General features: G+C 42.0%; 9 protein-coding genes. 6 read left to right on the top strand and 3 right to left on the bottom strand.

All coding sequences use genetic code 11. The features are described 5' to 3' along the window. Positions 1 to 274 precede the first annotated feature (274 nt). The 6 genes from IL356_RS02065 (at position 275) to IL356_RS02040 (ending at position 8,414) form a co-directional block, all read left to right on the top strand. The gene (locus IL356_RS02065; RefSeq protein WP_121847449.1) at positions 275 to 1,135 is read left to right on the top strand and encodes an AraC family transcriptional regulator; all 861 of its coding nucleotides are present in this window, start codon (positions 275 to 277) and stop codon (positions 1,133 to 1,135) included. Between the two features lie 108 nt (positions 1,136 to 1,243). After that, positions 1,244 to 2,566 (top strand): L-fuconate dehydratase, encoded by a 1,323-nt coding sequence (locus IL356_RS02060; protein WP_121847450.1) that lies wholly within the window; start codon positions 1,244 to 1,246, stop codon positions 2,564 to 2,566. A gap of 53 nt (positions 2,567 to 2,619) precedes the next feature. Beyond that, a complete protein-coding gene (locus IL356_RS02055; protein ID WP_121847451.1) occupies positions 2,620 to 3,477 on the top strand; it encodes a fumarylacetoacetate hydrolase family protein in 858 nt (285 codons plus the stop codon). 12 nt (positions 3,478 to 3,489) lie between these two features. After that, positions 3,490 to 4,959 (top strand): alpha-L-fucosidase, encoded by a 1,470-nt coding sequence (locus tag IL356_RS02050; protein WP_121847452.1) that lies wholly within the window; start codon positions 3,490 to 3,492, stop codon positions 4,957 to 4,959. Positions 4,960 to 4,963: 4 nt separating this feature from the next. After that, positions 4,964 to 6,310 carry an alpha-L-fucosidase gene (locus tag IL356_RS02045; RefSeq protein ID WP_121847453.1) on the top strand — a complete coding sequence of 449 codons (1,347 nt, stop codon included), beginning with the start codon at positions 4,964 to 4,966 and terminating at the stop codon, positions 6,308 to 6,310. A gap of 10 nt (positions 6,311 to 6,320) precedes the next feature. Further along, on the top strand, positions 6,321 to 8,414 hold the full coding sequence (locus tag IL356_RS02040) for an alpha-L-fucosidase (protein WP_121847454.1): 2,094 nt from the start codon (positions 6,321 to 6,323) through the stop codon (positions 8,412 to 8,414). Between the two features lie 12 nt (positions 8,415 to 8,426). Here IL356_RS02040 and IL356_RS02035 read toward each other — a convergent pair whose 3' ends face one another. The 3 genes from IL356_RS02035 to IL356_RS02025 are packed head-to-tail and all read right to left on the bottom strand — an operon-like array spanning position 8,427 to position 14,139. Beyond that, complete coding sequence (locus tag IL356_RS02035) at positions 8,427 to 10,097, bottom strand: sulfatase family protein (RefSeq protein WP_121850573.1); 1,671 nt, start codon at positions 10,095 to 10,097, stop codon at positions 8,427 to 8,429. A 25-nt stretch (positions 10,098 to 10,122) separates the two neighbouring features. Next, on the bottom strand, positions 10,123 to 12,390 hold the full coding sequence (gene bglX, locus IL356_RS02030) for a beta-glucosidase BglX (RefSeq protein WP_121847455.1): 2,268 nt from the start codon (positions 12,388 to 12,390) through the stop codon (positions 10,123 to 10,125). Positions 12,391 to 12,399: 9 nt separating this feature from the next. Continuing rightward, positions 12,400 to 14,139, bottom strand: a complete 1,740-nt coding sequence (locus IL356_RS02025; RefSeq protein ID WP_121847456.1) for a family 43 glycosylhydrolase — start codon at positions 14,137 to 14,139, stop codon at positions 12,400 to 12,402. Positions 14,140 to 14,141: the final 2 nt, after the last annotated feature.

Raw genomic sequence — 14,141 nt, 5'->3', positions numbered from 1 at the left:
AGAGTGTTAGTTAAACTTAGTTTTGAGTTTGTTAGTTACTGTTCTAATTCTTTGAAGGTTATATCAGAATTACAAATTGATGCCTACACCTATTTTTAATTAAGATTTAACAATTTGCTAAACTTTGGGCTCAAAATTATATGGCCTATATGTTAATATCTACTAAAAATTATGCTTATAAATGTATTTTTTTTGCCGTATTGATGTAAAATTGCTTTTTTTGAATGTAATTGTATCTAAATGTGTTAAATCTATGTTTAGAAAACCCTAACTGATGAAATTACATTTAATAGACAGAGCAAGCGCTCAGCATAGCTCTTTTACTGTAAGTAGACATCATTATGCGCATTTTTTGAAAATTTGGCACCATCACCCCGAATTGGAGTTAGTGGCTATTAAAAAAAGCACCGGCACCCGTTTTATAGGTGATAGTATCGAAAAGTTCGAAGAGGGTGAAGTAGTACTTATAGGTAAGCATCTGCCTCATATGTGGTTGAACGATGATAGTTATTTTGAAGATGGTTCGCAGAAAGTGGCCGAGGCGCTGGCGGTTCATTTTACCCAAGATTTTTTGGGACAGGGGTGGTTGTCAAAACCTGAAATGCAGTCGATATCCAAACTTTTCGACTTGGCCGAACAGGGTGTGAAATTTATTGGCTTACCCCCTAGAACTATCGATGAGATAGAAGGTTTATTGGACCTGAACGGTTTTGATAAAGCGCTTGGGTTCCTCAAGATTCTCAATAGACTGTCCAGACATCCTTCGTATAGGCTGCTTTCGAGTTCCGGATTCGTGAACTCTTTTCGAAAGTCCGATAATGAGAATCTTGATCGTATTTATGAATATATCTTCAAGAATTTTAATACACCCATACATTCTAAAGATGTGGCTGAAGTAGCCCACATGAACGCCTCTGCTTTTAGCCGTTTTTTTAAACGCGTTCACAGAAAGACCTTTACCCGCTACTTGAATGAAATTAGGGTAGGTTATGCTTGCAAGCTTCTTATGGAGAACAAAAATTCGGTTTCTTCAGTTTGCTACGAATCTGGGTTTAATAACATCTCAAATTTTAACCGTCAATTCAAGTCCATTGTTGGCATGTCTCCCAGTGATTATGTTAGATTGCATACTTGAATTATGGTTTTTACAAATTTTGGGCAAAAAAAGTATTGTCAAAGGTCATTTTTGAGGTAGTTTTCACCGCGTTCAAGAATTAGATTTGTTTACTAATTTTTCTTTTTAATGAACGAGAATGTGATTATCACAGGAATAGAGGTAAAAGATGTACGCTTTCCGACGAGCAAATCTTTAGATGGTTCCGATGCGATGAACCCAGACCCCGACTATTCCGCCGCATATGTAATTTTGAAATCCAATCACACTCAAGGTTTAGAGGGTCACGGACTCACATTTACAATTGGCAGGGGAAATGAGCTTTGCGTGGCTGCCATTCAGTCGTTGGCTCCTTTGGTAGTTGGTAAAAGCCTAAAATCCTTTACGGATAAAATGTCCGGTTTCTATAAAATGATAACCGGAGATAGCCAGTTACGTTGGCTTGGTCCCGAGAAGGGCGTGATTCATTTGGCCACGGGCGCTTTGGTAAATGCCGTTTGGGACCTGTATGCGAAAACTGAAGGGAAGCCTTTATGGAAGTTGTTGGCAGACATGTCTCCTGAAGAACTGGTTGACTGTATCGATTTTACTTACATTACTGACGCCATTACTCCTTCAGAAGCACTGGAAATACTTAAAAAGCAAGAATCTACTAAGCAAAAAAGAACTGATGATTTGCTTAAAAAAGGATACCCCGCTTACACTACTTCAGCCGGTTGGTTAGGCTACTCCGATGAGAAAATGCGAAAGTTATGTCGCGAAGCCAAGGCCAAAGGTTTCGACCATATAAAAATCAAAGTCGGTTCAGACCTTAATGATGATATGAGGCGTGCCGGTATCATTCGGGAAGAAATAGGTCCCGATTTAAGGTTGATGATGGATGCCAATCAAAAGTGGGATGTTGATGAAGCAATAGCAAACATGGCCGAGTTGGCTAAATACAATCCGTATTGGATTGAAGAGCCTACCAGCCCTGATGACGTATTGGGCCATGCAAAAATTGCAGAGGCAGTGGCGCCCATAAAAGTCGCTACCGGAGAGCATTGCCAGAACCGTGTTGTATTCAAGCAACTGATGCAAGCCAATGCAATCGGAATCTGTCAAATTGATAGTTGCAGGGTCGGTGGAGTGAACGAAATACTGGCTATTTTATTGATGGCTGCCAAATTTAACGTACCGGTTTGCCCCCATGCAGGTGGTGTTGGGCTTTGTGAATATGTTCAACATCTCTCTATGATTGACTATATTGCAATCAGTGGTTCAATGGAGAATCGCATTATTGAATACGTTGATCATTTGCACGAACATTTTCATGATCCGGTCATAATTAAGAACGGTGCCTATCAGGCACCGCAACTTCCAGGTTTTAGTATTACGATGAAAGATGAGTCTATTCGAGACCATCTTTTTCCTAACGGACCGGTATGGCAAGAAATAAATAAAGCAGTTTAGTGTGCGTGTTTAATGTTTTCATCATTTACACAACTTAAAACTATAGTAAGAAAATGAAACTACTACGTTACGGAATCGCAGGGGAAGAAACACCAGGCGTTCAGCTTGAAGACGGAACTAAAATTGATGTTTCTGCCTTTGGCGAAGATTTCAATGAAGATTTTTTTGGTGATGGCGGTATCGAAAGACTCGAAAATTGGTTGAAAATCAATCAGGAAAAATGCGAAAAGATAGCTGATGATGTTCGGTTAGGACCTCCTTTGACCAGACCTTCAAAATTGGTTTGTGTAGGCCTGAACTACGCCAAGCATGCGGCTGAAGGGGGTATGGCGGTGCCTAAAGAACCCGTGTTGTTCTTTAAAGCGACCTCTGCCATTGTAGGCCCCAATGATGATGTTATCATTCCGAAAGGAAGCAAAAAAACTGATTGGGAAGTTGAGCTTGCCATAGTTATCGGTAAGAAAGCATCGTATGTTTCTGAAGAAAATGCTTTTGACCATATAGCCGGTTATGTTCTTCATAATGACTATAGCGAACGTGCTTTTCAAATAGAGAAAGAAGGGCAGTGGTGCAAGGGAAAAGGGTGCGATACTTTTGCTCCTCTCGGCCCTTTCATTGCTACTAAAGATGAAATAGAGAATCCTAATAACCTGAACCTGTGGTTAAAGCTAAATGGTGAAAAAATACAGGACAGTTCTACCTCCGATTTTATTTTCAATGTTCAGCAAGTGGTAAGTTATATCAGTCAGTTTATGACCTTGCTTCCCGGTGATGTGATTTCTACGGGAACCCCTTCGGGTGTCGGTTTAGGCTTTAAGCCACCTAAGTACTTGAAGCCGGGTGACGTGGTAGAATTGGGTATTGAAGGCTTAGGAAAGTCTCAGCAGACGGCAAAAGCCTATAAAGAATAACAAATTGAGTATATGAGATTGATTGCCCCCCTAGCATTAGGCATATTTTTTCTGGTGCAGTTATCAGCGGCCCAAGCTATTTATGAAGACGAGAGATATGTGCCCGAAACCGACCAGTTGGTATTGGATAAACTGGATAAATGGCAAGACATAAAATTCGGACTTTTAATGCACTGGGGGCCCTATTCTCAATGGGGGGTGGTAGAATCGTGGTCTATTTGTCCTGAAGAATACGGTTGGTGTGAACGTAAGAAGGGCTCTAATCCTCAAAACTATAACGCCTATAAACAGGAATATGAAGGTTTACAGACTACTTTCAATCCGGTGGAATTTAACCCTGAAAAATGGGCCAAAGCGGCCAAAAATGCCGGGATGAAGTATGTGGTGTTTACAACAAAACATCATGATGGTTTCTCAATGTTCGATACCGAGTACACCGATTATAAGATAACCGACGCTAAAACGCCTTTTAGCTCGAACCCTAAGGCAAATATTACAAAAGAGATTTTTGATGCTTTTAGAAGTGAGGGGCTTTGGGCAGGCGCCTATTTTTCAAAACCTGATTGGCATGTTGATTCATATTGGGATCCCTATTACCCGCCTAGAGACCGTAATGTAAATTATAGTCCAGAAGAAAACCCTGAGAAATGGCAAGAGTTTACCGATTTTACGCATAATCAAATTCTAGAATTGCTTACCGACTACGGTAAAGTAGATATTCTTTGGCTGGATGGTGGCTGGGTGGCGAAAACCCCTAAATCTGAAATTACAAGTTGGTATGATGCCCAGTTAAAGGACAATGAAAGCGGTTACCTCAAGAACCGAATTGTCAATCAAGATATAAAAATGGACGAGCTGGTCGATAAGGCCAGAGAAAAGCAACCAGGTTTGATAGTGGTCGACAGGGCCGTTCATGGTAAAAATCAAAATTATCTTACACCTGAAAACCGGGTGCCCGAAAAGCCATTGCCTTACCCATGGGAATCATGCATCATAGCTGGTGGCGGATGGTCGTATTCACCAAATGCCAAATACATGAGTGGGCGAGAGGCAGTTCATACCTTGGTCGATATTGTGGCAAAAGGGGGCAATCTCTTACTGAACATCGCCCCAAGCCCTAAGGGTGAATGGGATGAAGGCGCGTATCGCCTGCTTGAAGAGATAGGCGCATGGATGAAAGTGAACGACGAGGCCATTTATGGCACCGAAGCCATGGCACCCTATAAGTATGAGAATATTTGCGTAACCTCTAAACCATCAGGGGAGGTCTACCTTATTTATATGGTCGATAAAGACCAAAAAGAAGTTCCCTCTGAAATCTATTTTGAAGGTTTAGCTCCTAAAGGAGGTAAGGCTCAGCTTTTAGGCTCAAAAAAGAGGTTGAAATGGAAAAAGAAGGAGAAAGGAATCTCGATTGAAATTCCTGAGGAAGTAAAAGCGGAGCTATTAAAAACAGAAGCTTTCACCATTAAGTTCGGATAAGGGCATGAGATGTAAAAATACATGTCAGGTATTATTAGCGATTATGGTGCTCTTTGCTTGTAGAAGTGCTTATGGTCAGGATTCCATAGCCGATAAAAGCACAAAAATGCAGTGGTTCAAAGATGCCAAACTAGGGGTCTTTATTCATTGGGGGCTTTATTCCGTAAACGGTATCGATGAGTCTTGGTCATTCTATAATGGGTATATTTCCCATAATAACTATGTGAAGCAAACGAAGGGCTTTACGGCAAAGAATTACCATCCTGAAAAGTGGGTCGAACTGATTAAGAATTCGGGAGCTAAATACACGGTCATAACTTCAAAACACCATGAGGGTTTTGCGCTCTGGAACAGTAAATACGGCAACTTTAATTCGGTTGAAAGTGCTGCAGCCAAAAAAGATGTATTGACACTTTTCGTTGAAGAAGTTCGAAAAGAAGGGTTGAAACTGGGTATCTATTATTCATTGCCAGATTGGTCATACCCAGATTATACTCATTTTACACGTGACTCGGTAAGGTATAAGGCGAACGATGAGCCCAAAAGATGGAACAAGTTCTTAAACCTATATCAAGGTCAGTTAAAAGAGTTGTCAGATAACTATAACCCCGACCTTTATTGGTTTGATGGTGATTGGGAGCATAGCTCGGAAGAATGGCAAGTGCCAAAGGTGAAATCAATGCTTCAAGAAAGAAACCCTAACGCCATTATCAATTCGCGTTTAAAGGAAGATGGTGATTATGATACTCCCGAACAGGGCATGCCAATTACAAGGCCTACCAACCCGTATTGGGAGCTGTGCATGACCATGAACAATTCATGGGGCTATCAGAAGAATGACCATGATTATAAGACTGCCGATCAAATTATCGGCATTTTTACCGATGTCATCTCCAATGGAGGAAACTTGCTTTTAGATATAGGCCCTAAAGGTGATGGTACTATTCCCCAAGAACAAGTTGAAATCTTAGAGGGACTAGGTAGGTGGACGAACAAGCATAAAGAGGCCATTTACGAAACGGTTGCAGGCATACCGAAAGAGCATTTCTATGGGGCCACCACATTGTCAAAAGATAGAAGAACTTTATACCTTTTCGTCAAGAGCAACGCAAACGGTGAAATCGTTCTAAGAGGTCTCAAAAACAATATCAATCGCATCTATGTGGTAGGCGAAGGAACCAAACTTAGCCATCAAGAAGTTGGTAAGGTGTACTGGAGCCACTATCCCGGTATAAAATACATTAAGCTTCCCGAGCATGTTTTAGACCAAAATATGACTGTATTGGCAGTGATGCTAGATGGTGAAGTAGACCTGTATAGAGAAAAAGGGTCGGTAATAGAAAGCAATTAACTCTAACCAAATGACAAAAACCAAACTATTCCTAATCGCAATTATTTGTTTGTTATCTTCCTGTAAAGAGGTGGCACCACCAAAGCCGGTAGGTCCTTTGCCTTCTGAAAGGCAGTTGGCGTGGCACGAGCTTGAGTACTATGCTTTTATCCATTTCAACATGAATACGTTTACCGATATGGAGTGGGGTTTGGGTGGAGAGTCTCCTGATACTTTCAATCCGTCGGAGTTGGACACCCGTCAATGGGCTAAAGTAGCTAAGGATGCCGGAATGAAGGGAATTATTATCACCGCCAAACATCATGATGGGTTTTGCCTTTGGCCAACAAAAACAACTGAGCATTCAGTGAAAAACTCGCCTTGGAAAGATGGCAACGGCGATTTGATAAAAGATCTTTCGGAAGCCTGTAAAGAATTCGGATTGAAATTTGGGGTATACCTTTCTCCTTGGGATAGAAATGATGCCGATTATGGTAAACCGGCCTATGTAGCGCGATACCACGAACAGCTTCGAGAACTCCTTACCAATTACGGTGAAGTCTTTGAAGTTTGGTTCGATGGGGCCAATGGTGGTACCGGTTACTATGGTGGGGCCAATGAAGAACGTAAAATTGATAATAAAACCTATTATGAATGGGATAGGGTGACCGAAATCGTTCGTGAGCTTCAGCCTAATGCGGTCATTTTCAGTGATGGCGGCCCTGATATAAGATGGGTAGGTACAGAAGAAGGTTTTGCCAATGAGACCAACTGGAGCATTATGCGTAGAGATGAAATTTACCCAGGATGGCCGAGATACAAAGAGCTTCGCTCGGGGCATCAAGATGGTACACACTGGTTACCTGCCGAAGTAAATACATCTATCAGACCGGGTTGGTATTATCACCCCCGTGAAGATCACCAAGTTAAAAGTTTGGCTCGATTGGTTCAAACGTATTACGAATCTATAGGGCGAAATGGCAATTTTTTACTGAACCTTCCGGTAGATACTAGGGGCTTGGTTCATGAAACCGACGTAAAGCAGTTGTTGGCACTAAAAAACCAAATCGATAAAGATTTTGCCCATGAATTGGCAGAAGGCATTAAGGTGCAAGCTTCAAACGTGCGCGGTGAAAATGGCCAATATGCTGCCAATCAAGTCAACGATGGTGATGTCGAAACCTATTGGGCAACAGATGATAAGGTTACTACGGCTTCGTTAACCTTTGAATTTGATAAGCCGACTGAAGTGAACCGGATTTTATTGCAAGAGTACATTCCGTTGGGGCAGAGGGTAATCAGATTCTCTGTAGAAGCGGAGGTAGATGGCAGTTGGAAAAAAATTGATGAGCAAACCACAATTGGCAATAAAAGAATTTTAAGGTTCGAAACCGTTAAGGCTTCAAAGGTTCGGGTCAATTTTCTAGAATCAAAAGGTCCGTTGGTAATTTCGAATATAGAGCTTTATAGGGCACCTAATTTTCTTACGACCCCATTCGTTAGTAGAGCCCGTAACGGCGAGGTGACTTTAACGGTAGCCGATGATGAGGTCGATATATATTATACTTTGGATGGAAGCGAACCTACCAACAAAAGCGACAAGTACGAAAAGCCTTTTTTAGTTTCGGAGGCCACTACCTTAAAATCAATCGGCTACGATGCGGAAACTGGAGAGCAATCGGAAACCCAATTGACCTATATTGATATACCAAAGTCAGATTGGAAGGTGGTAAAAGTATCATCAGGAAAAATAGAGGATGCCGGTAAAATGATAGACGAAAACCCTGATTCCTCTTGGGCTACCGAAAGAGGGGTTAAATCACCTCAAGAAGTAACGATAGATTTAGGTAAGAAGCATATGTTAACAGGCTTTACCTATTTGCCCATACAAGATCGATATCCTTTTGGTATCATTACCGACTATGAATTTTCGGTAAGTGTTGATGGTAAGAGTTTTAGAACGGTCTCCAAGGGTGAATTTGGCAACGTTGTCAATAATCGAATTCTACAGACGGTCAATTTTAAGCCGGTTAGCGCTCGGTATATTCGGCTCAAGGGAAGTATGGTCGATGGTGATGATCATACCACTTCGTTTGCTGAGGTAGGCGTTATTACAAAACAATGATGAGCTAGGGGTTTAGCGCATTGCTTGACCCCTTAATTTTTTAAATTGTTCGTATGCCTTTTCTACCTTATCGGGTGCGGCTGTTTCAAATTCTTTTTCGGTCACGGAATAGGCCTTTTGAACGCTAACCAGTTTTTGTTTCATATGGGCTATAATCGATTGGTAACCCCTATCATTGATTAAGTTCTTTACTTCTAATGAATCTTTCTTAAGGTCATAAAATTCCCATTCGTCAATATCATCGTAGAAGTGCATGAGCTTATAGCGCTTGGTTCTGATGCCATAATGTTTTTTGACCATATGAAAGGCAGGGTAGTCGTAATAATGGTAGTAGATAACATCTCTAAAATCATCATCTGATGTAGTACCATTTAGAAGTCCTCTAAAGGAACGGCCTTGCATATGCTTGGCCATTTGTTCGTTTCCCGTCAAGTCTAAAATGGTTGGCGCAAAATCTAAGTTCTGTACGAGTCCTTCAATTTTTTTACCGGCTTCTATTTCGGTGGGCAATTGCATTAAAAGGGGAGTGCCAAATGATTCTTCGTACATGAAACGTTTGTCGAACCAGCCTTTTTCACCCAGATAGAAACCTTGATCTGAGGTGTAGACCACTAAAGTATTTTCTGTTAGATTGTGTTCATCTAGATAATCCAGTAATTTGCCTACTCCTTCATCTACCGCTGCGATGGTGGCCATATAATCTTGTAGGTACCGTTGTCCCTTCCATTCGGCCAAGTCTTGACCGTGAAGGTCTGCCTCGTGAAAAGAATTGTTTTTGGGGAGGTAGGCGGCGTCCCAAGTGTCGCGCTGTTCAGGGCTCATTCTTTCAAAATCGGTTGTCCAAGGGTTGTGGGCCAATTCGGTCGAACCATACTCCTTACTTATTTTTAGGTCGTGCCCTTCATACATATCTTCGTAAATGGTCTGCAATTGTTCTTTTGCCGCTTGTTGTTCCTTAAAGTTGGGGCAGTACGTTTCAGGCAACGGAAAGTTGACCGAATCATACTTGTTTACGTGACGCAAGGCGGGCATCCAATTACGATGCGGAGCCTTATGATGAACCATCAGAAAAAACGGAAGCGAATCGTTTCTTTTGTTTTCCAAGAAATCAAGTGCGTCATTGGTGATTAGGTCGGTAGCATACCCTTCAATTCGTGTTGTATCTCCATTTTCGATAAAATCGGGGTTGTAATAATTACCTTGATCTACAATTATTTTCCAATGGTCAAACCCTTGTGGGTAACCGTGTAAATGCCATTTGCCCACAATGGCAGTTTCATACCCCGCTTGTTTAAGCATTTTGGGCAAGGTAGGCTGGCTACCGTCAAAATGGTCGCCATTTTGCCTAAAACCGTTTATGTGGCTATGCTTTCCCGTGAGAATAACGGCCCGGCTTGGTCCGCAAATGGAATTGGTCACATAGCTATGTGTGAATAAAGCTCCTTTTTTTGCCAAGCGGTCTATGTTAGGTGTTGGTGCCAATTGGCTCACTGGGTGGCCATAAGCACTTATCGCTTGAATGGCGTGGTCGTCTGCCATAATAAAAACGATGTTCGGTCTTTTGCTTTCGGCTTGAATCTTTTCGGCCTGCTGTTTGCAACTAATCAGGGAGAAGAAAGCTATTAGGGCTAGCAACGAAACATTTTTCAAAATAGAATAAATTATGGGTTGTTGGTGATCCATTTTTTGCATTCTTCAGTTTAGATAATTATTCTAACTCGAATTCAGCTTTTAATGAGGCGTTGGAATCGGTACCTACAAAGACTTCAAAATCTCCGGGTTCGGCAACATGTTGCAGTTCGCTATTATAAAATTTGAGGTCGTCGGTATGCAGGGTTATCTGAACAGTTCTGGTCTCACCCTTCTTTAAATATACTTTTTTAAAGCCCTTCAGTTGTCTTTTTGGCGGTGTAATGGTTCGCACCACATCTCGTAAATACAATTGAACGGTTTCTTCTCCATCAAATTCGCCTGTATTCGACACATCTACCGATACCTCCACCGATTCGTCACTTTTGATCTTTGTTTTGTGGAGGTGTAGATTTTTGTATTCAAACGAGGTATAACTCAACCCATATCCGAAAGGAAAAAGAGGACTGTTATCAACGTCTAGATAGTTCGATTTGAACTTTTGATAATTGTTCTCTTTCGGAGCTGGCCTTCCTGTAAACTTAGTGCTGTGGTAAATGGGTATCTGTCCCACATTGCGAGGCCAGGTAGCGGTGAGTTTTCCGGATGGGTTATAATCACCATAAATGACCTCGGCTACAGCATTTCCAGCTTCGATACCAGAGTGCCATACCTGTAAAATACTTGCAGGTAGTTCATTTTCCTCTTCTAGGGTCATAGGTCTACCGCTCATAAGTACTATGACCATTGGCTTGCCCAGTTTTGCCAATTCCCTCAATAAGTTTTTTTGGCTTTTAGGAAGTGAGATATCTGTTCTGCTTGCGGCTTCGCCACTAAACTCACTAGCTTCACCCACGACCGCAACAATAACTTCTGCCGATTTTGCCGTTTTTAGGGCCTCATCTAAAAGGGTTTCGGGGGAACTAGGGTCTATTTCTACACGAGTGCCGAAAACATTGGCAAGGGTTGCCAATTCTTTGTCGTCGGTAATATTGGCACCTTTTGAATAAGTTATGGCGCCAGATGCGATATTTTTAAAGCCATCTAAGACCGGAATAGATAATTGGGGGTCTCCCGTGGGCGCCCATGTACCGAGCATGTTGTTTTTGTTGTTTGCCAAAGGCCCTATTAAAGCTATTTTGGCCGACTTTTTTAAGGGCAGTGTCTGTTGGTGGTTTTTAAGCAGAACAAACGATTTTTTAGCGGCTTCCCTAGCTAAAAGCTTATTTTCTTCGGTAAGGATGTCTTTTTTTGGCCTTTCATCATCCGAATATCTGTAAGGGTCATTAAGCAGGCCGAGTTGATACTTGGTCGTTAGAACTCTTCGACAGGCATTTGTTATCTGTTCTTCACTTACCTTACCTTCCTCCACCGATTTTTTTAGGGTAGCTAGAAAACCCTCTCCGACCATATCCATATCAAGTCCGGCGTTAATGGCCAGGGCCGAAACATCTTGTAGGTTTCCCAGACCATGGGCCGTCATTTCATTCACGGAAGTATAATCGGAAACAACCATGCCCTTAAAACCCCATTGTTTTCTCAAAAGATCGGTAATCAACCATTTGTTTCCCGAGGCGGGAATACCATCAATATCATTAAACGATGTCATAGCTGTGCCTACCCCAGCGTCTACGGCAGCTTTGTAAACGGGCAGGTATTGATTATACATTTTTGTTCGGCTCATGTCTACCGAATTGTAGTCTTTGCCCGCTTCGACAGCACCGTAAAGTGCCAAATGTTTTACACAAGCCATCATGGTCGCTGAATTTGTTAGATCATTGCCTTGATAACCTTCAATCATGGCTTTTGCAATGGCGCTGCCAAGAAAAGGGTCTTCACCAGCACTTTCGGCAATACGACCCCATCGCGGGTCTCTCGAAATATCGACCATGGGCGAAAAATTCCAATTGATACCATCGGCCGTGGCCTCTTTGGCAGCAGTCTGTGCCATTCTTTTAATAAGTTCCATATCCCAACTGGAGGATGTACCCAGAGGAATGGGGAAAGTAGTTTTATAACCGTGAATTATGTCCGAACCTATCAACAAGGGTATTTTCAATCGCGAATGATTTAGGGCGATTTCTTGCGCTTTTCTGACCTTATCAGGGCCAGATACCCCGAACAGCCCGCCTACTTGACCTGCTTTGATTTTCGCCTCGACATTCTCACTGACTACCGAGCCGGTTGCGATACCACCACCTGGTGTTAAAAGATTGAGTTGGCCTATTTTCTCATCTAGGGTCATTTTGGACAATAACGCTTCAACCTCTGGAATCTTCGTTTGTGCCGTAGCCTGAAAAAGAATGAAAAATATTAGATACTTTAAGTTCTTCGCTATTAAATTCATCCTTCAGTTTTATTCGACCAATTGCACTTTTGATTTCTCTCCCACCCCGTTCTCATTGAATGCCTCAACAGCAAAATAGTAGGCTTGATCGGTATTCAAAGATTTCAATTCGAGAGAATCAATATCGTAAACCAACCACGAGCTATAGAGTTTATCCGGGGCAATTCCCCATAAAACATTGTATCCTTGGGCTTCCTTTACGGCATTCCATTTGACAATGGCACCTCTTCGCTTATCATTACGCTCGATGGTCATCTTTCCGACCTTTTTAGGTTCTTTTCCGTAGCCTTTACCGAATATGCGTAGGTCTGAGATGGATAGGTAGGGTGTGGGTACATGAATATTCTTAAATCTCACGTATCTCGCCTTTGAAGGTTCGTTCAATACTGCATAATCGTTGGGCACATCTTTTTTGTTAGTACTTCGGTCGACTATGGTGTTCCAATTTTTACCATCGATGGAAGCTTCTATTACATATTGATGATATAGTCCGGGTATTTTACCGTACATATCAGATTTATAGTCGTTGTAGTTGACCTGAACGGCCCGAATTTCAGAAGGCTTCATTAAATCAATTTCAATCCATTGGTTTTCGTCGTTCTTCTCCGCAAGCCAAAATGTTTTGACGTTTTCGTCTACCAAATGATCGGCACCGTACTCTTCTTTTATGGAAGAAGTTTTTACTGGTTTTTTATAGGATAGTAGCATCCATCCGGTAAAGCCTCCTTCTTTATCGGTTTCCGATGGTGCGAAATGAGGATAATCGCCGAAACGGGTGTTGCTGTATAGCAATCCCTCATCATCTATAAAAGTGGGGAAGATACCAATGCGTCTTTCCCAACCGATATTGACATTCACGGCCATGGAAGAGGCATGCCAATATTGACCTCCAGGACCTTTTACCGTACTACCATGTCCCGCTCCGTTAATAAAGCCACCAGGTTTATATGAAAACGGATTGTTCGGTGCATATTTAAATGGTCCCAGAGGCGAATCACCGATATATACACCATCTCCGTATACATTAAATTCTGTGCCGGGGGCTGCATATTGTAAGTAATATCGATTTTCGAATTTGTTCATCCATGGGCCTTCGATATATCCCGTTAGAACGGTATCTGCATGGTTTTCTCCAAACCTTTCCCAACCATGTTTCTCAGGTTCGAGATTGAATAGTTCATGAATTTCTTCAGAGGGCCTGAACCGTTTTTTCATATCAAGTTTTCGTGCCCTAACCGGAAATTTGTTCGAGGACCCCCAGTAGATAAAAGCATCGTCATTATCATCGATAAACAATGCAGGGTCTTGTAGATTGTGTAGTATGGAGGGGGTGGCTTCCCATTCCCCTTCTTTTGGTCGGTCGGTAAATAAGACGCTCATCGAGCCTGAAGGGTCGCCCGCTACATAGAGCAGTGAATCTTTATAATTGAATGCCGCAGGGGCGTTCGAGCCTTGAAAGTACCATTGTTTGGGTTTTATAAACTTCCATTCGTTCATGTCTTTTGAGTGCCAATAACCCATAGAGCGGGTCACGAATAAATAGTATTCGTCTTTAAACCTTACCAAAGCGGGGTCGGCGCCCGATCGATACGACAGGTCATTATGTGCATTATAGATCATGTAGGTATAATCTATATTGATGGGATTGCAATAAGTTTTCGGATTGGCTTGCCCAAAAGAGAAGAGCGTGCCAAAAAAGGCCGAAATGGCCAAATAGTAATATAAAGGTGAATTAAAGTTAATTCTCATAG

The organism is Euzebyella marina, from assembly GCF_014855515.1.
Classification (GTDB): Bacteria; Bacteroidota; Bacteroidia; order Flavobacteriales; family Flavobacteriaceae; genus Euzebyella; species Euzebyella marina.
Note: the sequence above shows the minus strand (reverse complement) of the source record. Positions and strands in the feature narration are given on the sequence as shown.

Bases quoted from the DNA above. Each gene is read 5' to 3' on its own strand.
- IL356_RS02065 (WP_121847449.1), top strand. From the start codon at position 275: ATGAAATTACATTTAATAGACAGAGCAAGCGCTCAGCATAGCTCTTTT.
- IL356_RS02060 (WP_121847450.1), top strand. From the start codon at position 1,244: ATGAACGAGAATGTGATTATCACAGGAATAGAGGTAAAAGATGTACGC.
- IL356_RS02055 (WP_121847451.1), top strand. From the start codon at position 2,620: ATGAAACTACTACGTTACGGAATCGCAGGGGAAGAAACACCAGGCGTT.
- IL356_RS02050 (WP_121847452.1), top strand. From the start codon at position 3,490: ATGAGATTGATTGCCCCCCTAGCATTAGGCATATTTTTTCTGGTGCAG.
- IL356_RS02045 (WP_121847453.1), top strand. From the start codon at position 4,964: ATGAGATGTAAAAATACATGTCAGGTATTATTAGCGATTATGGTGCTC.
- IL356_RS02040 (WP_121847454.1), top strand. From the start codon at position 6,321: ATGACAAAAACCAAACTATTCCTAATCGCAATTATTTGTTTGTTATCT.
- IL356_RS02035 (WP_121850573.1), bottom strand. From the start codon at position 10,097: ATGGATCACCAACAACCCATAATTTATTCTATTTTGAAAAATGTTTCG.
- bglX (WP_121847455.1), bottom strand. From the start codon at position 12,390: ATGAATTTAATAGCGAAGAACTTAAAGTATCTAATATTTTTCATTCTT.
- IL356_RS02025 (WP_121847456.1), bottom strand. From the start codon at position 14,139: ATGAGAATTAACTTTAATTCACCTTTATATTACTATTTGGCCATTTCG.